This is a genomic window from Ruminococcus sp. AF17-12 (assembly GCF_003479245.1).
Lineage (GTDB): Bacteria > Bacillota > Clostridia > Lachnospirales > Lachnospiraceae > Blautia_A > Blautia_A fusiformis.
Map to the genome: position 1 here is coordinate 101548 of NZ_QUGY01000011.1, position 21628 is coordinate 123175.

General features: G+C 45.3%; 18 protein-coding genes. 16 read left to right on the forward strand and 2 right to left on the reverse strand.

The window, feature by feature from the left end:
- The first annotated feature begins 34 nt into the window (after positions 1–34).
- The 5 genes from proB to DWW77_RS18115 all read left to right on the forward strand — a co-directional run bounded on the left by proB (position 35) and on the right by DWW77_RS18115 (position 6143).
- Entirely contained in the window at positions 35–898 is an 864-nt protein-coding gene (proB, locus tag DWW77_RS12720) for a glutamate 5-kinase (protein WP_044960851.1), read from the forward strand.
- 13 nt (positions 899–911) lie between these two features.
- Positions 912–1136, forward strand: a complete 225-nt coding sequence (locus tag DWW77_RS12725; protein WP_502696233.1) for a DUF896 domain-containing protein — start codon at positions 912–914, stop codon at positions 1134–1136.
- Positions 1114–1674: a 5-formyltetrahydrofolate cyclo-ligase gene (locus DWW77_RS12730; protein ID WP_114002427.1), complete on the forward strand. Its 561-nt coding sequence runs from the start codon at positions 1114–1116 to the stop codon at positions 1672–1674. The genes DWW77_RS12725 and DWW77_RS12730 overlap by 23 nt, the downstream gene beginning before the upstream one ends.
- Positions 1675–1717: 43 nt before the next feature.
- Positions 1718–2968 carry a glutamate-5-semialdehyde dehydrogenase gene (locus DWW77_RS12735; protein ID WP_118608832.1) on the forward strand — a complete coding sequence of 417 codons (1251 nt, stop codon included), beginning with the start codon at positions 1718–1720 and terminating at the stop codon, positions 2966–2968.
- Positions 2969–3080: 112 nt separating this feature from the next.
- Positions 3081–6143 (forward strand): hypothetical protein, encoded by a 3063-nt coding sequence (locus tag DWW77_RS18115; protein ID WP_182431223.1) that lies wholly within the window; start codon positions 3081–3083, stop codon positions 6141–6143.
- 91 nt (positions 6144–6234) lie between these two features.
- Here DWW77_RS18115 and DWW77_RS12745 read toward each other — a convergent pair whose 3' ends face one another.
- Both DWW77_RS12745 and DWW77_RS12750 read right to left on the reverse strand, forming a co-directional pair.
- Positions 6235–6966, reverse strand: a complete 732-nt coding sequence (locus DWW77_RS12745; RefSeq protein WP_021650531.1) for an ABC transporter permease — start codon at positions 6964–6966, stop codon at positions 6235–6237.
- Positions 6967–7020: 54 nt separating this feature from the next.
- Complete coding sequence (locus tag DWW77_RS12750) at positions 7021–7863, reverse strand: ABC transporter ATP-binding protein (RefSeq protein WP_021650530.1); 843 nt, start codon at positions 7861–7863, stop codon at positions 7021–7023.
- Positions 7864–8012: 149 nt separating this feature from the next.
- Between DWW77_RS12750 and DWW77_RS12755 the strand changes: the two genes are divergently transcribed.
- The 11 genes from DWW77_RS12755 to DWW77_RS12805 all read left to right on the forward strand — a co-directional run bounded on the left by DWW77_RS12755 (position 8013) and on the right by DWW77_RS12805 (position 21619).
- A complete protein-coding gene (locus tag DWW77_RS12755; protein WP_021650529.1) occupies positions 8013–8546 on the forward strand; it encodes an iron transport-associated domain protein in 534 nt (177 codons plus the stop codon).
- A 77-nt stretch (positions 8547–8623) separates the two neighbouring features.
- Positions 8624–9517 (forward strand): M14 family zinc carboxypeptidase, encoded by an 894-nt coding sequence (locus DWW77_RS12760; protein WP_015524854.1) that lies wholly within the window; start codon positions 8624–8626, stop codon positions 9515–9517.
- A 482-nt stretch (positions 9518–9999) separates the two neighbouring features.
- Positions 10000–10479 (forward strand): signal peptidase I, encoded by a 480-nt coding sequence (locus DWW77_RS12765; RefSeq protein ID WP_021650528.1) that lies wholly within the window; start codon positions 10000–10002, stop codon positions 10477–10479.
- A gap of 2 nt (positions 10480–10481) precedes the next feature.
- A complete protein-coding gene (locus tag DWW77_RS12770) occupies positions 10482–11129 on the forward strand; it encodes a TasA family protein (RefSeq protein ID WP_015524856.1) in 648 nt (215 codons plus the stop codon).
- Complete coding sequence (locus DWW77_RS12775) at positions 11126–11710, forward strand: hypothetical protein (RefSeq protein WP_021650527.1); 585 nt, start codon at positions 11126–11128, stop codon at positions 11708–11710. The genes DWW77_RS12770 and DWW77_RS12775 overlap by 4 nt, the downstream gene beginning before the upstream one ends.
- Positions 11707–12930 carry a hypothetical protein gene (locus tag DWW77_RS12780; RefSeq protein WP_118608833.1) on the forward strand — a complete coding sequence of 408 codons (1224 nt, stop codon included), beginning with the start codon at positions 11707–11709 and terminating at the stop codon, positions 12928–12930. The genes DWW77_RS12775 and DWW77_RS12780 overlap by 4 nt, the downstream gene beginning before the upstream one ends.
- Positions 12927–16211, forward strand: coding sequence for a SpaA isopeptide-forming pilin-related protein (locus DWW77_RS12785; protein ID WP_118608834.1), 3285 nt, complete (start codon positions 12927–12929; stop codon positions 16209–16211). Before DWW77_RS12780 ends, DWW77_RS12785 begins: the two co-directional genes overlap by 4 nt.
- A gap of 160 nt (positions 16212–16371) precedes the next feature.
- Positions 16372–18393, forward strand: a complete 2022-nt coding sequence (locus DWW77_RS12790; protein WP_182431224.1) for a GGDEF domain-containing protein — start codon at positions 16372–16374, stop codon at positions 18391–18393.
- Between the two features lie 108 nt (positions 18394–18501).
- Positions 18502–19689 (forward strand): D-alanyl-D-alanine carboxypeptidase family protein, encoded by a 1188-nt coding sequence (locus DWW77_RS12795; RefSeq protein WP_118608836.1) that lies wholly within the window; start codon positions 18502–18504, stop codon positions 19687–19689.
- Between the two features lie 87 nt (positions 19690–19776).
- Positions 19777–20811: a molybdopterin-binding protein gene (locus DWW77_RS12800; RefSeq protein WP_118608837.1), complete on the forward strand. Its 1035-nt coding sequence runs from the start codon at positions 19777–19779 to the stop codon at positions 20809–20811.
- 1 nt (position 20812) lies between these two features.
- Positions 20813–21619 (forward strand): metallophosphoesterase, encoded by an 807-nt coding sequence (locus tag DWW77_RS12805; RefSeq protein ID WP_118608838.1) that lies wholly within the window; start codon positions 20813–20815, stop codon positions 21617–21619.
- The last annotated feature ends 9 nt before the right edge of the window (positions 21620–21628 follow it).

Genomic DNA, 21628 nt, shown 5'->3' on the forward strand with positions numbered 1-21628 from the left:
GACTAATATACAGGTATCAGGAGAAACAAAAAACATGAACGCAAATTACAGGGAACGACTGAAAGACAAGAAACGCATCGTTATCAAGATCGGATCATCATCACTGATCCACGCAGAAACAGGAAGACTGGATTTCCGTAAGCTGGAGATCCTGGCCAGAGAGCTCAGCGACCTTCACAATCAGGGGAAAGACGTAGTGCTGGTATCCTCCGGAGCCATTGCGGTAGGTGCAGCTGCACTGGGTATGAAGGGAAAGCCGGCAGAGCTTGAGAAAAAGCAGGCCTGTGCAGCTGTGGGACAGGCCAGGCTGATGACCATTTATCAGAAGCTTTTCGGGGAATACAATCAGATGGTGGCACAGATCCTGATGACCAAGAATACCATGGTCAACAATACCAATCGCAGGAATGCCCAGAATACCTTCCAGCAGCTTCTGGCAGAAAAGGTGATCCCCATTGTAAATGAGAACGACTCGGTATCCTCCTATGAATTCCAGAACCTGGTAAAATTCGGAGACAACGATACCCTTTCCTCTGTGGTTGCTGCACTGATCGATGCGGATCTTCTGATCCTCATGTCCGATATTGACGGTCTTTTTACAGACGATCCCAATTCCAATCCGGATGCACAGTTTATCGACATTGTAGAAAACATGGATGACAATATGCGTAAGCTTGGCAAATCCTCCACAGGAAGCAATGTAGGCACCGGTGGAATGGCAACCAAGCTTACCGCTGCGATCATCGCAACTGCGGCAGGAGCGGATATGGTCATTGCTAACGGAAACGACTTCCACAACATCCACAGGATCGTGGAAGGCAGGAGCTGCGGAACATTATTTGTAGGAAACAAGAAGGAAGAATTCTTCCTCATTGATTATATCGAAAAACTGCTTTAAGGAGAATGACATTATGATGGACAATATCAAGATCGACAGGATCAACGCACTGGCACATAAACAGAAAAGTGTAGGTCTTACCGAGGAAGAAAAGGTGGAACAGGCGAAGCTTCGGAGAGAATATCTGGATGCAGTGAAAGGAAATCTCCGTGCGCGTCTGAATAATATCGATATCAAAGAAAAGGATGGCAGCATCACCAATCTTGGAGAAAAATATGGAAGAAAAAAAGGAAATTAGAAAAAAGATCTTCAAAGCTAGAAAAGAACATACCGATGCCTGGATCCGGGAAAACAGTCTCCGGATCACAGAGGCCCTGACACAGCTTCCGGAATACCGGAATGCAGAACGGATCATGGCATATGCAGATTATAACCATGAAGTGATCACACGCTATATCATCGAGCAAGCCTGGAAAGACGGCAAGGAAGTGGCAGTGCCAAAGGTTTTCGGAAAGGATATGGTATTTTACAGACTGACCGATTTCAGTCAGCTGGAATCCGGCTACTTCGGGATCCCTGAGCCAAAGGAAGACGGAGAAACGGTTTCCTGGGAAGAAGCCATGATGGTCATGCCCGGGGTGGCTTTTGACATAAATTGCAACCGGGTAGGCTATGGCGGCGGTTTTTATGACCGTTTTCTGGAAAAACATCCGGAGGTCTGCCGCGTTGCAGTAGGATTTTCCTTCCAGATCCTTCCGGAGGTTCCCACAGAGCCTACGGATATCCGTCCGCAGGTCATTGTGACGGAAGAGAATATATACCGCGATACACAATAAGATATTGCTGTAAAGACAGAAAGAAAGGCAGGAATATTTGGAAATGAATGAAATGCTTGAAAAACTGGGACAGAATGCGAAAGATGCGGAGACAGTCCTTCGAAATCTTTCCACAAATGACAAAAATAAAACCCTGGAAGCTGTGGCAAAGGCTCTTGTCACTCATACCGATGAGATCCTGAAGGCCAATGCCCTGGATGTGGAAAACGGTAAAATGAATCAGATGCCGGAAGGACTGATCGACCGTCTGATGCTGACACCGGAGAGGATCGAAGGAATGGCAGACGGACTTCGTCAGCTTACCGGTCTTGAAGATCCCATCGGGGAAGTTACCGGTATGAAAAAACGTCCCAACGGACTTCTGATCGGACAGAAACGTGTTCCCTTAGGTGTGATCGGCATCATTTACGAAGCGCGTCCCAATGTTACCTCAGATGCATTCGGTCTCTGCTTCAAAACCGGAAATGTCGTGATCCTGAAGGGTGGAAGCGACGCAATTCATTCCAATACTGCCATTGTCAACTGTATCCGTGAGGCATTGAAGGCCTGCGGCATTATCGAGGATGCTATCCAGCTGATCCAGGATACCTCCAGAGAAACGGCTGCGGAATTTATGAAGCTGAACCGGTATGTGGATGTACTGATCCCACGTGGCGGAAGAGGACTGATCAAAGCAGTGGTAAACCAGAGTACGATCCCTGTCATCGAGACCGGAACCGGAAACTGTCATATCTATGTGGACGAGACTGCAGATCTTCAGATGGCAGCGGATATTGTGATCAATGCAAAGACCCAGCGTGTGGGCGTATGCAATGCATGCGAATCCCTTCTTGTAAACCGTAAGGTGAAGGACGATTTTCTGCCGGTGCTGGCCGGACGCCTTAAGGAGAAGCATGTGGAGGTCCGTGCAGATGAAGCAGCAAAGGCTCTGATGCCGGGAGCAGTTCCTGCAACAGAAGAGGACTGGGGAACGGAATATCTTGACTATATCCTTTCTGTAAAGGTAGTGGATTCCGTGGAGGAAGCCATTGCACATATCAATAAATATAATACAAAGCATTCGGAGGCTATCATTACCAATGATTACACCCATGCCCAGAAATTCCTGGATGAGGTAGATGCAGCGGCAGTTTATGTGAACGCTTCTACCAGATTCACCGATGGAAATGAGTTTGGATTCGGTGCGGAGATCGGGATCAGCACCCAGAAGCTCCATGCAAGAGGCCCAATGGGACTCATTGCACTGACCACCACCAAGTATATCATTTATGGTAATGGACAGGTACGTCCGTAAGACAGATACAGTAAAGCGGATTCTTTGGTCCGCTTTACTTTTTTGAAGCGTTGTGCTATACTTTTTTGTAATTGGATTTAAACAGACTAACTCATAACAGGAGGACTTATAAATGAAAAAAAAGCAGCTTTTTGCAGTCCTGCTTGCAGGTTCCATGACTGTTGGAATGGCACCTGCCGCAGCGTTTGCCGCTGAAGATACCGGAGCGGTAACAGAGGCAGAAGCATCGACTGCAGACGAGAATACAGAAACCCCAGATGACGGAGCGGCTGTGGATGACCAGTCACAGAGTGAAGCCGACGCCCAGGCAGCAGCTCAGGCCCAGGCGGAAGCAGAAGCTCAGGCAGCAGCTCAGGCCCAGGCGGAAGCAGAAGCTCAGGCAGCAGCTCAGGCCCAGGCGGAAGCAGAGGCTCAGGCAGCAGCTCAGGCTCAGGCAGAAGAGGCGCAGCAGGAGCAGACGGAAACATCTGCAGAGTCAGCAAATGTCGTTGTAAAAACAGCAGAAGATCTTAAGAATGCGATTAATGGGGCTCCGGATTTTACAGGTTCTATTGATGATACGAAAGAGAATCTTTATGATTCTTCCTATAAGATCCTGCTCAGTGAATCTTTTGCTCTTACAGAGCCGATTACGGTTCCTGAGAATAAGAATATTGCAATTTTTAGTGTGCAGGGAAGTGAAACCACAATCAGCCGTGGAACAGTAACTGGTGATATGTTTAAAGTAAGTCCTGGTAGTATTTTGTCCATGACTAAGAATGATGGAGATGGCACTACAACAATTGGTAAACTGCTTATCGATGGAGCCAAAGCGGATGGAACACAGGCAGAAGGTTCTATTATTTCTGTAGATGCAAATGCAAAATTTGTAATGACTACAGGTGTTACTCTTGCTAATAATTCATCCACATCAGCCGGTGCAGCAATAAAGAACAGTGGTAAGCTTATCATTACAGGTGGCGAGATCAAAGATAATGTATCTACAGGCGGAGCTGTTTACAGCACAGGTACGATTTCCCTGGAACAGGGAACGAATGCTGCAGCAGACGAACCGAAAATCATCGAGAACTATACAAATACAAATGCAGAGAAGAGCGTAAAATCCAATATCGTATTAGGACATCAGGATCAGAATGCTGGAAGCATCATCATTGCCGGTGCATTTGAGAATTCGAACCTTGGATATTCCGTAGAGAATCCGGCAGTTGACTATACAGTTTTCCAGAAACCTGAATCTTTAGATGCAACTGCATTTGCAAAAGCAGTTAATGCGATGAGCTATGAAGGCGACCAGAGTTATGCAGTAGATACCACCTCAGGCAAGCTTGTTTCCAAGATACCGGTTGTTAGGGTTACAGCTCAGGAGAGCGAGAAAGAGAATACAGTTTCTGTAAAGATCGAATCTGATAAGGCCGGTACATATTTCTATAAATATGTTAAGAAAGATGCAGATGCTCCTAAATTTGATAAATCCGCTGTTACACCTGGCGTTGAAATTGAAGCAAACCAGGAAACTTCTTTTGATATTTCAGGCATTACAGATAAGTCCATTGATCTCTATGTCTGGGTAGAGACAAAAGACGGATTTGTAGGTGCAGCTGAGAAACAGACTGTTAATGTAAAACAGGCAGGCGATCAGAAACCGGCAGCGCCAAAGGTTGAAAAAATCAGTGCAGAAAGTAAAACTGCAACAACTGCAGAAGTAGTTCTCCAGTCCGATAAGAGTGGTACATGCTATTATAAATGGGTGGCAAAGGGAGCGGATAAACCTTCCATTAGCACCAAGAGCAGCAAGGTTGCTATCACCGCAAATGAAAAATGCAAGATTGATCTGAAAAACCTGAAAGGTGATGCGATTGATCTCTATGTGCAGGTAGTAGCGAAAGATGGATCAAAGACAGCAGTGACCAAGATTGCAACTGTTACTTTGAAAAAAGAAACAGCTAAAACACCTGCGAAGATTTCCAACGTAAGTTATAAATGGAAAGGTCATACATCTGCTACTGTAACTATGCGTTCTGATAAAGCAGGTGTGTACTATTATGAATGTGTAAAACGTGGTTCTAAAGCTCCGACAGTTGATAAAATGAGCAAGGGGAAAAATGTTTCTGAAAATAAGGATTTCACGATCAGTTTGAAAGATTTGGATGCAAACAATGCAATTGATGTTTATGTGAGCATTAAAGGAACTGATGGAACTGTAAGTACACCAAAGAAGATTGCATTGGATGAAGCTAAGCGTCCGGCAAATGTCAGATGGGTTGGCTTTTCATGGATTAACCATACATCTGCGAATGTTATTCTTATTTCGAATAAGAGCGGTACCTGTTATTATAAATGGGTTTCTCGTAACAGTAATGGTACGTCCGCCACTCCGAAAGATCTTACATCTACCGGAAAACAGACAACGTTTACTGCTGATAAGAAATTTAATATCGGTCTTGAGGATTTAGACTCTGACAATCCAATTGATCTTTATATCCAGATCAAAGATAAGAATGGTGTTTTGACGAATCCATTGAAAATAGCATTTAAAGAAGATTCCAGACCGAAAGTTGCAGATCCAACTCCGACTAACACACCGAATGCATACATCCCGGAACCAAAAGACAGCGAGGTATTCGGTTTGGAAGAGCCAATTCAATTTTATCCAAATGTGGCCCATGAATTCCAGGTAATTGGAGCTGGAACAACCAATGAAAGTCCGAATGAAGGTGATGTGAAATGGGTTCCTCTTTATTGGAGTACGTCGTCAAACCCTAGTAAGAAGAATCAGTATGATTCATGGAAAATCGTTTCAAAAAACGGAATTGATAAAGAAGCCACATATAACATATATATTTTCTTTAAAAAGTACATCTACACCGGTGGTCAGTGGTTTGAAACAGACACCATTGAATCTGCAGTATGGCAGTTCAGATCTGCAAAACTGACACCTACCGGAACTCCGGGAGCAGATGGTTCATATGGCGGCGGTCAGACAGGCTCTGATCCGAACGCAACCATAACAGGAGAGGCATCCGCAACATCCTCCAATGGAGGCAACGGAACCAGATCTAAGAATGCAGTATCAACAGCCGATAACTCACCGATCGGAACCATGTCTGCACTGGCAGTGGCATCCCTTCTTGCAGGTGGATATGTGATCGTGAGAAGAAGAAAAAAGGACATCTAAACGCACAATAGCCAAAATAGCATAACAAATAAAAAAATCACCGGTTTTCCGAAAGAACAGGAAAGCCGGTGATTTTTTTGTAAGGATAAATTTACAGATTTTTTTTCTTATAGATAAACCAGGAAGCTGCAATGCTGAATGCAATTAGATAGACTGTCAGGATCAGGACACTGAGGTAATTGACTCCACCGCCGGAAGCAATGGTACGGATCAGATGACTGGTCTGTGACAGTGGAAGAGCAGCTACAAAATTCCCAAGAAAGCCCGGGATCTTCTCTGTAGAGAAGAAGGTGTTGCACAAAAAAGCCATTGGCATAATGATATAATTGGAAAAACGAGGTACATCCGCATGGTTTTTGGCAAGGAAAGAAACCACAACACCGATGGCTGAAAATACAGCACCGTTGAGGAACATCACCAGCAATGACCATCCGTTGAACACAAGACCGGTTCCGATCGGCATAGTTAGAAGAAGGATGATCCCTCCTGCATAAAGCCCGCGGAGACTGCCTCCGATGATCTGTCCGGCAATAAACTGCCACAGTGGTGTCGGAGATATCATAACCTGGTCAAAGGCTTTCTCATAAAGACGCTGCACATTCAGATTCTGTGCAATAGCATTAAAGCTTCCGTTCATTGTAGTCAGTGAAACCACACCCGGGATCAGGAAATTCAGATAAGGCTCTCCGTGTGAGGAGGTCTGGATCCCCATTCCAAAAACGATCAGATACATCAGCGGCGCGATCATGGCCGCCAGCGTGATCTTATAGAAATCCCTTCGGAACTCCACCCATTTTTCCCATAAAATAGTAAGTATTCCCATGATAATTCATCGTCCATTCTGTTAAATTATAAGATAACTGTGGCTGACGCCGGCTTATCGCTGCATCAGATGCCTGCCTGCGCGCTCCACAAAAACATCCTCCAGAGTTGTCTCACGAAGGGTGCACTGTCCATCCAGAGAGGACAGAAAAGAGATGGCCTCTTCCCGACTGTGGAAGTAGTGGCTTTTTGCCCCTTCCGGTGTTTCCTGATCTACGGTGTATTTGCCCAGGCCGTCGATCAGGCCCGATGGAGTATTGATCTCCTCCAGCTTTCCGTGATCCATAAGTGCTACCCGGTTGCAGAGAGACTGTGCCTCTTCCATATAGTGGGTTGTCAGAAGAATGGTCAGATTTTTTCCGTTCAGCTGACGGAGAAGATTCCACATCTGTCGTCTGGATAGCGCGTCCATGCCTGCAGTGGGCTCGTCCAGAAGAAGGATCTCCGGACTTGTGAGAAGTGCCCGGCATACCATAAGCTTTCGTTTCATACCACCGGAAAGCTTCCTTACAGTCCGCTTGCGGAAGGGAAGAAGTCCACAGAAATCCAGAAGCTCTTCAGTTTTCCGTTTGATCTCTTTTCGTGGCATGAAATAAAGACGGCCCTGATATTCCATGATCTCGTCCATGTTCATATCCTGGCGCATGGAATATTCCTGCGTGATCACGCTGATCTTGCGCTTCAGATCCGGTCGGTTGCGTCCAAGTGTCTGCCCATCAATGAGGATTTCGCCCTCTGTGGGCAGAAGCAGAGTGGAAAGCAGACTGATCGTGGTGGTCTTTCCGGCACCGTTGGGTCCCAGCAGACCGAAAAATTCGCCGGTTTCTATGCGAAGATCCAGAGAATCCACAGCAGTAAAACTGTCGAATTTTTTTGTGAGATTTTTTGTTTCGATCATCTCTGTTCATTTCCTTTCGTTTGTATGCAAATTTCACTCTATTATACTGGAAAAGAAGAGACATTTCAACAATTCTGAGATGTTCTTTACAGAAAAGGGGCATTGTGCTATAGTGATACGAAGAAAAAACAAAAAACGGAGAGAAAACCATGAAACACAGGATGAGAACAATAATGCTGCTTCTTCTGACTATGCTGCTGCTATGCCCGATACAGGTTCTGGCTGCAGGTGGAGAGAACGCAGTGAAGACAGATCTGGAGGACGGAGAATATTCCATACAGGTGGAGCTGGAAGGCGGAAGCGGAAAGGCCAGTGTTTCTTCCCCCACATTGATGCTGGTAAAGGATGGGAAGATGTATGCACGGCTCCAGTGGAGCAGCTCCAACTATGATTATATGATCGTAGATGGGGAAAAATATCTCAACGAGAGCGAGGAAGGCAGAAATTCTGTTTTTACTGTCCCGGTAACTGCCCTGGATGATAAGATGGAAGTGATCGCAGATACACTGGCCATGGGCGCCCCGCATGAGATCGATTATACGCTGACCTTTTATGAGGCTTCCATTGGCTCCAAGGGCCAGCTTCCTCAGGAGGCAGCGAAAAGAGTGGTTGCAGTTGCGCTGGTGATCATCATCGGCGGCGGTATCCTAAATTATTTTGTAAACAAAAGGAATCGGTGTTAAACCGGTTCTTTTTTTATGCCCTTTCGCATAATATACATAATAATGAACATGTATAAAGACGGAAGGAAGGGAACATCATGGATACAGTACAGGATAAAACCTACGAAGCAATTTATTATTCACTGTGGGAGGCAGCCAGGCGTTACAGCAGCTTTACGCAGTTTCGGGTGATCGGAAAAAGCCACGATGACCGGATGATCCCTATGCTGGAGATCGGACAGGGAGATGCCTGTATTTTCTGTGTGGCCGGTTTTTCCGGAACGGATGGACAGATGACGGACAGGCTTACCAGGATGGCACTGGAGCTTTGCAGAATATATGAATGCAACTGGACCGTGGACGAGCTTTATGAGGTAAAAAAGCTCCTGGATCAGACCAGGCTTTGTATCATACCGGTGGTCAATCCGGATGGATATGAGATCTGCCGGAAGGGCTACAATACTGTGCGAAATCCCATTTTCCGTCAGATGCTGAAAATGCAGGATGTTCCCTGCGATGAATTCGAGGGGAATGCAAGAGGAATGGATACTGCAAGGAATTTTCCCACCACCTTTTGCAGCAGAAAAAAGATTCATCAGCAGCCTGCCAGTGAAAATGAGACACGTGCACTGATCCGGATCTTTCAGGAATACGGAGGACGTGGCCTGCTGGTTTTCTGCGGATATGGAAAAAAGGTGGTTTATTATCGGCGGGATCAGAATTTTTCCACTGGTCAGAGATGCTACCGTCTTGCACGCCACCTGAAAAAATGTACCAGGGGAAAGCTGGAGCAGCTTGCAATAGAACGAGAAGCGCAGAACGGGCGAAGGAGCACAGGCAGGCCGGAACAGTATTACGGAGAAATGATCCGCCAGCCGGCTTTCCGGATCGAATTGCCGGTAAATTCCGGAAATAAAGAAGAGGAAGAACGGGAAATCCGTGATCTGATGCTGCTTCCATTGGAATATATTTACTCTCTGGTACAGCTGTAAAAAAATCTGGCGTTGCACGGATGCAGGGTCTGTCAGCTTATGAAAAATAGGGTGACAGACATACCCGCTGAGAAACCAGTGTCGAATCCTGTCGGACGAATTTGATTGACTTCCGGATCTGCGGACCCTATAATAACATCATCTGAAACAAATCTTTTTTAACAAATGTCGCAGGAATCCTTCACCTCTGTAAGTAATGAGAGGAACTGCACATCTGAGCATATCTGCTCGAATAATTTCCATTCAGTATTTTTGCTGTATTATTATTTTGATCATGCTTGTCCTCACTTCAAAATCTGTGAGTTTAAGTGATGGGAGCATGTTGCGAATTGCCATATTAACTGCTATACAGGGAGGACTTTTTTATGGCTCAATTTATGTGGGGCAGGTCTCCGCCGGAATTTTCCTGATATCCGAACACTGTTTCTTTCCCTGCAGAGGGAAGTGATCATCAAATATCGTATGTAGAACAGAATACAGGAATGAAAATATTTTTTCGATGTATCGGCAACACAGTTCTGGGACTGATGCTGGTGATGGCATTGGTGCTTCTTATTCCTGGACTTTTCGGGATCCGGCCCTATGTGGTCTATTCCGGATCCATGGAACCTGAGATCCCAACCGGAGCTGTGGTTTTTACAAAGGAAGGAGAGTTTTCTCCGAAAAAGGGAGATATCATTACTTTTCATAACGGAGATACCGTTGTCACCCATAGAGTGGTTAAAAAAGAAAAGGATATCTTTATCACAAAAGGTGACGCCAACAAGACAGAAGATCCTGTTCCCGCAGAGGCGTCACAGATCATCGGGCGGGTAGTCTTTCACCTGCCTTATCTGGGCTACGTGATCCATTTTCTGAAAGCCCGGATCCCTTTTGCCGCAGTTTGCATAGCGGCATGTCTGTCAGTACTCTTTGATCTGGCATATACCCCAAAAAAGAAAAAAATACAGGGAGGAATTTAATCATGATGAAAAACAGAAAACTGGTAAAAGGAATCGCACTTGCTGCTGTGATCACTGCACTGGCAGCCGGAGGAACAGCTGCATATCTCACGGATTTTGAAACGGCAACCAACAGCTTTACCGTAGGAAAAGTGGATATCGACCTGGATGAGCCTAACTGGAAACCGGAGGACAATACAGATCTGGTTCCTACTCAGGTGATCCGGAAGGACCCCTATGTAGCAAATAAAGGAGTAAATGAAGCATTTGTCTATCTGGAAGTTTCTGTTCCGGTCCGAAATGTGATCACGGTAGCCAAGGATGGTACCAGGAATGCGCTTGCAAAAACAGAGCTGTTCAGCTTCACCAAAAACAAGGACTGGACACAGCTGGAGCGGACCGAAGTGGGGCAGAATATGGTCTACACCTATGCATATAACCACATCCTGAAGCCGGGAACAAAGACAACAACTCTTTTTGATACAGTAACCTTTGCCAATATCATCGAAGGTCAGCTGGATACACAGCAGATTGATATGCCGGTACGGGCTTATGCGATCCAGGCTACCAATACCGGGGATGACAAGACTACGGTTCTGGAGCAGGCAACTGCTGCTTACCAGAAATATGTAAATCAGAATAAAGGACAGGCCGGTGGTGTCACGAAATGAATAAATTAAAAAGACCCGTTTTCCTTCTCCTGACAACAGGGCTCCTGTGCGCAACAGGGACTGCGGCGTATTTTTCAGATTTTGAAAAAAAGATAAATTCTGCTGCAGTAGGGTATGTGACAACGGAGATCGAGGAAGATTTTCCGGATCCTACACCTACGCCTATGGAGAATGGTCCATCCTACAGAAAAGAGATCCGGATCGGAAATTTTTCCGGCAGTGTGAAAGGGTTCCAGGCAGACTGCTATGTGAGGATGTCCCTTTCCTACTCCAATGACGATATCGGCAGAGGCGTGAAATTAACAGGTCTGGATACGGCAAACTGGGTGTATAACAGTCAGGACGGCTATTATTACTACCGGAAAAAAATATCCGAGGGTGAAAAAACAACTCCTCTGTGTACCGGATTTCAGATCGATCCCCAAAAGATCGATGATACTTACAGGGACAGCATTAAGGATTTTGAGATCAATGTTTATGAGGAAGCTGTACAGGCAGAAGGATTTTCAGATTATGAAAGTGCGTGGAGGTATTTTTCAGATCCGGTTTCTGCTCAGGCAGAAAGGAGGGGGAATGCTTGAAAAAACACCTTAAAGCCCTGCTGGCAGGTGCTGCTGTGGCAGGCAGTATCCTGGCGTGCACGGCTGCTTATGCCAGATTTTCAGATTCCGTGACAGTGACCAATCACATATCAGTGGGAGATATCAATATTTCTCTTCGGGAACTGGAAAAAAAGGACGGCCGAGAAATGAAATATCAGGATCGCCGGATCGTTCTTCCGGGAGATGAGATATCCAAGATCCCCAGGATCACCAATCACTCAGAGCCATGCTGGGTAAGGGTGAAGATCTCTTATACAGATGATCTGGAAGGGTTGGATGGTCTGGATGACAGGAATCTTACAGGAATGTCACCGAGATGGATCCGGAAGGGAGAGTATTTTTATTATACCAGGAAGCTGGAACAGGGAGACAGCGTGGATATTTTTACCGGTGTGACTGTACCATCCCAATGGGATGAATCCTACCAGGATAAGAAGCTGGGGATCACCATCGTGGCGGATGCTGTCCAGGCGGCAAATTTTGCACCGGATTTCCGTGCCATGTCACCCTGGGGAAATCAGAAGATCTTAAGATGTATCCACGATACCGATGGTCTTGTGGTTCAGAAAAAAAGTCCGGTGGATCTGAAGGTGGAGTTTGAAGGAAATGCGCACAAACTGATCGCGGCTCCGGAAGACTTTTTTTCCGGATTTTCCACGGCAATGCCGGGAGATGTTTTTCATGATTCTGTAGAGATCCGTAATACAACGGAGCATGTAGCAGAGATCTTCTTCCGCACATCACCGGAATGTAAATCGGTAAAGGATCAGGAATTTCTGAAAAAGCTGAAGCTGGTGATCACCATGAATGATAAAAAGCTGTATTCCGGGGATCTTCTGGCTGCATCTCTCAATAAGGCCGTGTCCCTGGGGGAATTTTCCAGCGGAGAAAAAGGAAACATGAGATTTGAGGTTACGGTTCCGGCAGAGTTGGATAATTTATATGCTCTTCGAGCTGCAGATGTGAAATGGATCTTTTCTGTGGAGGAGGATCAGGAGACGGCAGATACCAGCCCTGTTCCACGCCGGAATGGCAGGAAAGAAGCCACAGAAAGAGCTTCCGGAAATAACAGTTCTTCGGTAAGGACAACACCAGTGAAGACCGGAGATGAATCTCCTGTGATCCTGTTTACACTGATGGCTGGTATGGCGCTGCTTACCTGCAGTCTGACGCTATGGAAAGGAGGACGAAAAAATTGAAAAGAAGAATGATCGGTGCATGGATGGCATTGATGATCACAGCTTCTTCTCTTGTGGTTTCGGCCAGTCCTGCAGCAGATATGAGTTCGGTATCAGCAGATCCGCAGCAGGAACAGACAGAACCGGAGGAAGAAGAGGAGGCCCCGGATATTCCGGTAACAGATCAGCCTGGGGAGGCTGAGATGCCGGTTCCGACAGCCTTGCCTGAACCGGAAACGGTGGAGGAAGCTTTTGAAGAAGGTAAAGATACTACTGAAAATGCGGACAGTGATGAGCTGATCGAACCGGAAGAAGAACCGGAAGCTGTTTCAAAAGAAGGAGAAAATATAGCTCTGACAGAGATACCGGAGCAGACAGAGGATCCGGGATTTACTGTATTCACGGAAGAAAACGCGGAAATCCTTACAGGAGAAAGTGAAGAGGATCAGGAACTGATCCAGGATATCGAAAACGGAGAGATCATTGCTCTTTCTGCAGCACTTCCCGGGGAGTTCCGGGAAGCTGGCAGTGCGGAAGTAATCTCAGAAGGAGAGGATGCTATCGCAGCTACAGCACTTTCCCCGTCCCAGTATTATCTGGACAGCTGGACCAGGGTTTACTGCGATGAGATCTGGACAGCTGCCAATGATTTTCTTGGTTCCGGAAATAAAACCCGTATGGGATGTACGTATCGTTCTGTACATTATATTGATGATACAGGAGAGGAAAAGGTTTCACCTCTGTATTGCCTGAAAGCAACTCAGGATGGACTGGACAGTATGACGCTGAAGAATGAGGCAGTAAAAGCACTGACTAATTCTGTGATCCAGAAGCTTTTGTACTTTGGTTACGGAGGACCGGGGGATCTGGGAACCGGATACGACCCCTCCTGCAGTCACATAGACTGGTCAAAATGGCAGAACCGTTATGTATTTACGCATATTGCGCTGTCAAAGGTATACTTTAATGACTGTGGATATGCCACAGCAGCAGAAGTAGAACATACAGGGATAAACCGTCTGATCGATAAGATCCAGACATTGACGATCCCTGCAAGAAACAAGGCAGCCGTTTATGTTTCTGAAGACGGTTCCTGGGCAGCAGCATCCGGAAAGACGATCCCGTTAAGTGTATTCCGAAGCAGACCTGCAGGTTTTCCCTTTGTTCCGGACAGTATGAAAGACGGATTTCAGATGAGTACTCTTATGAAAGTAACAGATGGAGCAAAAGCAGAAAACGGGATCACCATAACAAGAGGAGCCGCAGAAAAATGGCAGCTGGCCTACTGGACGAGCGCAGCGGATTATAATTCACACAAAACTAATCCCAAAATGATGTCGGGGACAAGCCTGAGCCTTAAGGATGGGGCATATTTTTTTCTGATCTTTCCGTTAAATGCATCTGCAACAAAGAAGTTTTCCTGCAAAATGCTGCTTCAGCCGGTTTCCTATATCCTGGTTGACGGAAGTGCCCAGGCGGGAAAAGATGGAGTACAGGATTTTGGCGCTTACGTATACCAGGGAACAAGAGGAAGCCTTTCGTTTTCAGTAAAGCCATCGGTTTACGGCAATGCAAAGCTGGTCAAGAAGGAACCCAACACGGGAAAACTGATCCAGGGAGCGCAGTACGGACTGTTTGCAGCAGAAGCTCTGACCTCCGGATACCGGACTATGTACAGTAAGGATCAGAAGGTTTCAACCGGAACAACAAACGCCGGTGGAGAGATCCTTTTTTCAAAACTAGTTCCCGGAAAATATTATGTGAAAGAAACGAAAACTGCTGCCGGATACAAGCTGAACACCGTTATCAAAAATCTTACAGTAACCGGTGGAAAGACAACAACCGTTAACGTAACGGATATCATGGATATCAGCGGAACAGTATCCATCAGAAAGAAAGACGGAAATACCGGTGATCCACTGGCAGGAGCTGAATTTACCCTGTATCAGTGGAGTAAAAAAAGCAAAAGCTATGTAACCTTAAAAAAACTGACTTATGATGGACAGAAACGTACCTATAACTCCGGAAAATTTAATTATACCGAAGACAATCAGGGAAAATTCCGTGTGCGTGAGACAAAAGCTCCTCCCAATTACACCGGAAACTGGCAGAAGAATTTTACGCTGGAAAAGCCGGGAGAAAAGCAGGAATTCCTGTTTGAAGCAGTGAACTACCAGAACGAAAAACGAAGGATAGAGGTTCGTAAGATCGATGCGAAGACCGGTGAGGTCCTGAAGGGTGCGGAATTTACACTTTATGAATACAGTGCAGCAAAAAAAGCCTATAAAGAAAAAGGAACTCTTCTGGATTATGACATCTCCAGTGAACTTTATGTAAGTGGTGAACTTTTGAAGACTTCGGATAATGAGGGAAAATATAAGATCGCGGAAACAAAGACTCCGCCCGGATATACAGGAAGCTGGGAAGAAGAGGTGAATATCACAGACAAGGATGCACGCCTTTCCTTTGAAGTTGTCAATGAAAAGGAAAAGGAATATAAAGGGGTGATCCGTCTGAGAAAAACAGACATCTATACCGGGGAAGTTCTGGAAGATGCTGAATTTACCGTGCTTCAGTGGAATAGAGGGAAGCAGACTTACCAGAATACTCTGGGCGGGCAGAGCATCCTGAAGTTTGACGGAGAAACCGGATGGTACTCTACGGAAGAGCTGGTGCTCACAGATGACAATCAGGGAAGGTTCAAAGTAGTGGAAACAAAAAATCCGGAAAACTATACTGGCAAATACGAAAAGGAGGTAATCTTCCAGAAAAAAGAAAATACAGATACGGATACTGTGGATCTGAAAGCAGAGAATACTCCGGTAACACTTCCGCTGGGAAATATCACCATCATAAAAAAGATCAAAGAGGAGGATATTACCTGGGCTCATGGAAATCCAACCTTTTCCTTTGTGGCAGAAGGTACGGATCTATCCGGAAATCCTCACAGATATGAGGATTATGTGACCTTTACCAGAGGAAGCTATGAAACCGATAAAAATGGCTATGCAACATTATCGGTCACTCTCAGGAATATCCCGCTGGGGCAGTATACGGTCTGGGAAAAACCGGTACTACGCTACTATCTGAAAGATGTACGGGCAAATACAGAGAATGTCCGCATCATAAAAGGCGCTGCACCTGCATATGGTACAGATCCCCGGAAGATTGCTTCCGGTACGGCTGCTCTGACAATGCAAAACAAAAATGCATCGCTGACTTTTGTAAATGAGAAATCCAGATATGATCGATATTCCCACAATGACAGCATAAAAAATACCATACCAGTATCATTTTCATGAAAAAAGACAGTAGGGCAGGAGTAATCCTGCCCTCCGCAGCGTATTTTATATAGTAAAAAACAAACTGTAAAAAGAAATAAAAGAACTACATATATACCCAAAGATATGGTATACTTTTTTACAAATACTGTGAACTCAAGAACTCTCTGGGAGGTCGATGATGAAAACAGACGAAAAAAATCCCGTTTTTGATATTCGGGATACATTGGAAAAATACGCTTGCATTTATCGAAATACTACACTGAAGCTTTTTCAGTACTGTCAGGAGACGGATATATATGAACGTTTGGATGAATACCTGAGACCTGTAAAAAATATTACGGATTTTAAGACCAGTGGACAGAAATACAGCAATGTTTATAAAGACGACTGGAAGTACCTGACGGATTTTCTGACATCCCGGGAAGGCGGGACGATAGAAGTGCGGTGTATCAATAAAGACGGTAATGCGAGTCTTCTGACAGTACGGGGATTTATAGCACAGGATAAAAATACCGGATATCATTATTTCATAGGAAGCTCCAGAGATATCACCAGGGAGAAGCTGCAGGAAGAATTTCTTGAGGAACGTGCCCAGAAAGATCCTCTGACCGGAGTGTATAACCGCTTTTTCGGAAAAGAACTGATCGATGAATACCTTGCATCCAGAAATCCCTATGCAGGATGTGGGATGATGGTGCTTGATGTAGATTATTTTAAAAATGTAAATGATACTTACGGACATATGTTCGGTGATGAAGTCCTGAAACGTTTTGCGGAGCTGTTTGTGGCTTTGTTCGACATTAATGATGTGATCATGCGTCTGGGTGGCGATGAATTTGTGATCCTTTTGAAGGATATCAGCCATGCAGCGATCATGAAAAAGGCAGGAAAACTGATACGGGAAGTGCAGAAACTTAAATTTCCGGGAACCACGTATCTGGCAACCTGCAGTGTGGGGATCTGCTTTCTTCCGGAAAATGTTTCCGGATATACATATCAGCAGCTCTTTGAAAATGCAGACTGGGCACTTTACCAGGCAAAGAAAAATGGAAAAAACCGCTATGCTTTCTGTGATAATCTGAGACGTTTTGAGGATAAGACAGAGGAAAAGCAGGAATTATACGAGGGTGTTGAGATAGATGCCAGATATCTTCATAATGATATTGTTTCTACTGCATTTGAAATATTTGAAAAAATGAGCAGCTTTCAGGCAGCGATTGAACTTCTGATGAAAGTGATCGGTCTGAAATTCCGGCTTAACCGGATCACAGTCCTGCATACCAAGGTGGCAGAGCAGAAAATAAACAGGGTTTTTCAATGGGTTTCGGAAGAAGAATACAGGCTTTTGATAGATGAGATACATTTTTCAAAAAGTGATTTTATCACATTGTTTCGCCACAATGATGAATATGGTACTGTGGTGATTCAGGAGAATGATCTGGCTGAATATTCGGAACAGAGAAGAAAGAATGTGTTACAGTGCGGAGCAAAAACCGTAGTCTGTGCTGCCATGTACTGTGAGGGAAGCTATACAGGGGCCATTGCATACGTGACCTGCCAGGAAAAAAGGCTCTGGTCCAGAGAAGATCGTAAGCTATTGGGAGAAGTGACCAAGATCATTTCTGCGCATTATGCCAAGAACCAAGCATTTAACAGTGCTTATCGTAGCATTGCTGCAGAATCCGGACGGGATCAGCTTACCGGATTGTCTTCTTTTTCAAGATTTCGCGAAAATGTGGAGAAAATGCTGATCGGAGGTTACGGGCCGGGACATGCAGTGATATATACCGATTTTGAAAAATTTAAACGTATTAATGCAAAATACGGATATCGTGTGGGAGATCAGATCCTGCGGCAGTTTTCCGAGTATGTGATAAGCGTTCTAAAAACAGATATGGATGTATATTTTACCAGGGCGATCTCTGATCATTTTATCCTTTTCACTCCATGTGATATGGATGTTGATCCGGAAACATCTGTTTTAAAGACCAATCAGGAGTTCTTACGGCAGATGAAAGAGAAATATCCGGATATGGAGCTCTGTGTCCGCACTGGGATCTATCTGATCACCAGAGAATGTAACAATGCATCTGAGGCGATCGATGCAGCGAATTATGCAAGAAAATATGCTGCTGGAAATTGTGAAACAGGTGTTAAGCTGTATGACGAAGAACTGAAAAAGCAAAGCGATGCAGAGTGAAAGATATAGGAATACGGACCGGAATCTATGCTTTTTCAGAATTTCAGGAATAATCTTTCAGGAAAGCTTTTACAATAGAACAGAGATGTTTGCGGCAGGAGTGAGCTTATGAACAGAAGTGTTCCGGAAAGTCTTTTGATCTGTATTTTAGTCTTATGCCTGGCTCTGACACCCATTAGTGTCAGGGGAGAAACGGAAGATAGTGGAAAAGCACAGCAGCTGATCGAAGCGCCGGGTGCAGTCCTTATGGAAAAAGAAACCGGTACCGTGATCTATTCCAGGGATCCTGACACTCGAAGAAGCCCGGCCAGTATTACAAAGATCATGACATTGATCCTGATCTTTGATGCTATCCGTGAGGGAACCCTGCATCTGGAGGATAGCATTACCACCAGTGCTTATGCCAGATCCATGGGAGGGTCTCAGGTATTTCTGGAAGAAGGAGAAAAGCAGACTGCAGAAACCATGATCAAATGTATTGTGATCGCTTCCGGAAATGATGCCAGCGTAGCTATGGCGGAGCATGTTGCGGGAACAGAACAAGCCTTTGTGGAGAGGATGAACGAGAGGGCGAAGGATCTTGGAATGAAAAATACCCATTTTGTGGATTGCTGCGGGCTGACGGAATCACAGGAGCATTATACAACTCCCTATGACATTGCACTTATGAGCAGGGAGCTCATCAGCAGATATCCGGAAGTTCTTACATATTCATCTGTCTGGATGGAGGATATCACACACGTTACCAGAAAAGGATCCTCGAAATTTACACTGACCAACACAAATAAACTGCTGCGCAGCTATGAGGGGTGTATGGGACTTAAAACGGGCAGCACCAGTATTGCAAAATACTGTCTCAGTGCTGTGGCAGAACGAAACGGGATCACACTGATCGCCTCAGTGATGGCCGCACCGGACCCGAAAACAAGATTCCGGGATGCAGCAGCTCTTTTAAATTACGGCTTTTCTAAATGCACATTGTATCTGGATGATGCTCTGGAGCCACTGAAACCTATGAAGCTCCGCAAAGGAGTCAAAGAGCAGGTTCCGCTTGTATATAGAGGGAAATTCCGATATATCAGCACAGATGGAACGAAACCTGACAATGTTAAGAAAAAGTTGATCCTTCCCAAAGAACAAAGTGCGCCGGTGAAAAAAGGGCAGAAAGCAGGGGCACAGGAATACTATCAGGATGGGAAAAAGATCGGTAGTCTGGATATCCTGTACGGGGAAACAATAAAAAAGGCCGGATACCATGACTGGCTGGAAAGAACCTGTCAGGCATTTCTTTTGTGATGCCTGCAACATATTTTGACAAAAAGGGCAGACTGGATGTATAATACAACGGATTGAAGAAATAACAGAACAGGGAAGGGATTTTGGATGAAAGAGATCAGAACAGAAGATGCAGTGGGACACATTCTGTGCCATGATATCACGCAGATCATAAAAGATGAGAAAAAAGGCGTTCTTTTCAAAAAGGGGCATGTAGTGAAAGAAGAAGATATACCACTGCTGCTCTCTGTAGGAAAAGAACACCTTTTTGTGTGGGAGAAAAAATCGGGGATTCTTCACGAAAATGAAGCTGCAGAGATCCTTTACAAAATCTGTGCCGGAAACTCTTCCAAAGTACATGGAACTGAGATCAAAGAAGGTAAGATCGAGGTGGTATCAAAGATCGATGGTATTCTGAAAATACGTCGTGATGCACTTGTGGCTGTGAATTCTCTGGGAGAAATGATGATTGCTTCCAGACATGGCGATTTTCCGATAAAAAAAGGTGATAAGGTTGCAGGAACCAGGATCATTCCGCTTGTGATCGAGAAAGAGAAAATGGATGCAGCAGAGAAGGCAGCAGGAAATCTTCCGATCTTTGACATTCTCCCTTACCAGCAGAAAAAAGTAGGGATCGTCACAACCGGGAGTGAGATCAAAAAAGGACTGATCCAGGATACCTTCACACCGGTACTCCGGGAAAAGCTTTCCGGGTTTCCGACAGAGGTGACAGGCCAGGTGATGCCGGGAGATGATAAGGAAGAGATCACAAAGGCAATTCTTTCTTTCGCAGATGCAGGAGCAGATCTGATCATCTGTACTGGCGGAATGAGTGTGGATCCCGATGATCGTACTCCGGGCGGGATCCGGGATACCGGAGCAAAGATCGTAACCTATGGAGCACCTGTACTTCCGGGAGCTATGCTGCTTGTGGCATATCTTGAGAGGAACGGAAGATCCATACCGGTACTTGGACTTCCGGGCTGCGTCATGTACGCAAAAAGAACGGTATTTGATCTGATCCTGCCCAGAGTAATGGCGGATGATGAGATCAAGGCAGAGGAGATCGCCAGGCTGGGAGAGGGCGGACTTTGTCTGAACTGTCCGGTTTGTACTTTCCCAAACTGCGGATTTGGAAAATAATATGAAAAAATTCAGAATCAAACAATATGAGATCTATATGGACAAGATTCATGCTCCACAGGGCGTGCGGATGATCCTTCTTGCGGATCTTCACGGGATATCCTACGGAAAAGACAATATACGGCTGACAGAGACGATCCGAAAGCTTGCTCCGGACGTGATACTTTCTGCCGGCGACATGGCTGTACGTACAGAAACGGATACTCTGGTAACTGCATGTAAGCTGCTGACAGAGCTTGCAGGGGATTTTCCCGTGTATTATGCACTTGGTAATCATGAATATAAAATGTTCCTTTCCGAAGAATATCGGCCATATTATGCGAAATATGAAAAGGCACTGAAAAAAGCTGGTGTGCATATTTTAAGGAACGGACATGAAGCTATGGTCCTGAAGGGAGAGCGTTTCTGTTTCTGGGGCCTGGAGCTTCCCATCGAATATTATCACAAGCCGAGATCACCGAAGCTGAAAAAAGAAGTGATGGAAGAACTGATCGGAAAACCTGAAGATAAAGGGATGCAGATCCTGCTGGCACATAATCCAAAATACGGAAAAACCTATTTTGAATGGGGCGCGGATCTGATCCTGTCCGGACACTATCACGGAGGCGTTGTCCGCCTCAGTGAACATTACGGCCTTTCATCTCCTCAATATCTGTTCCTTCCACCGTTTTGCTGTGGAGACTTTCACAAAGGGGATCAGCATATGATCGTCAGTGCTGGACTTGGAGAACATACCATCCCCCTTCGGATCCATAATCCAAGGGAACTGCTGGTGATCGATATAAAACCTTCCGAAAAAATGAAATGAGGAAACCCT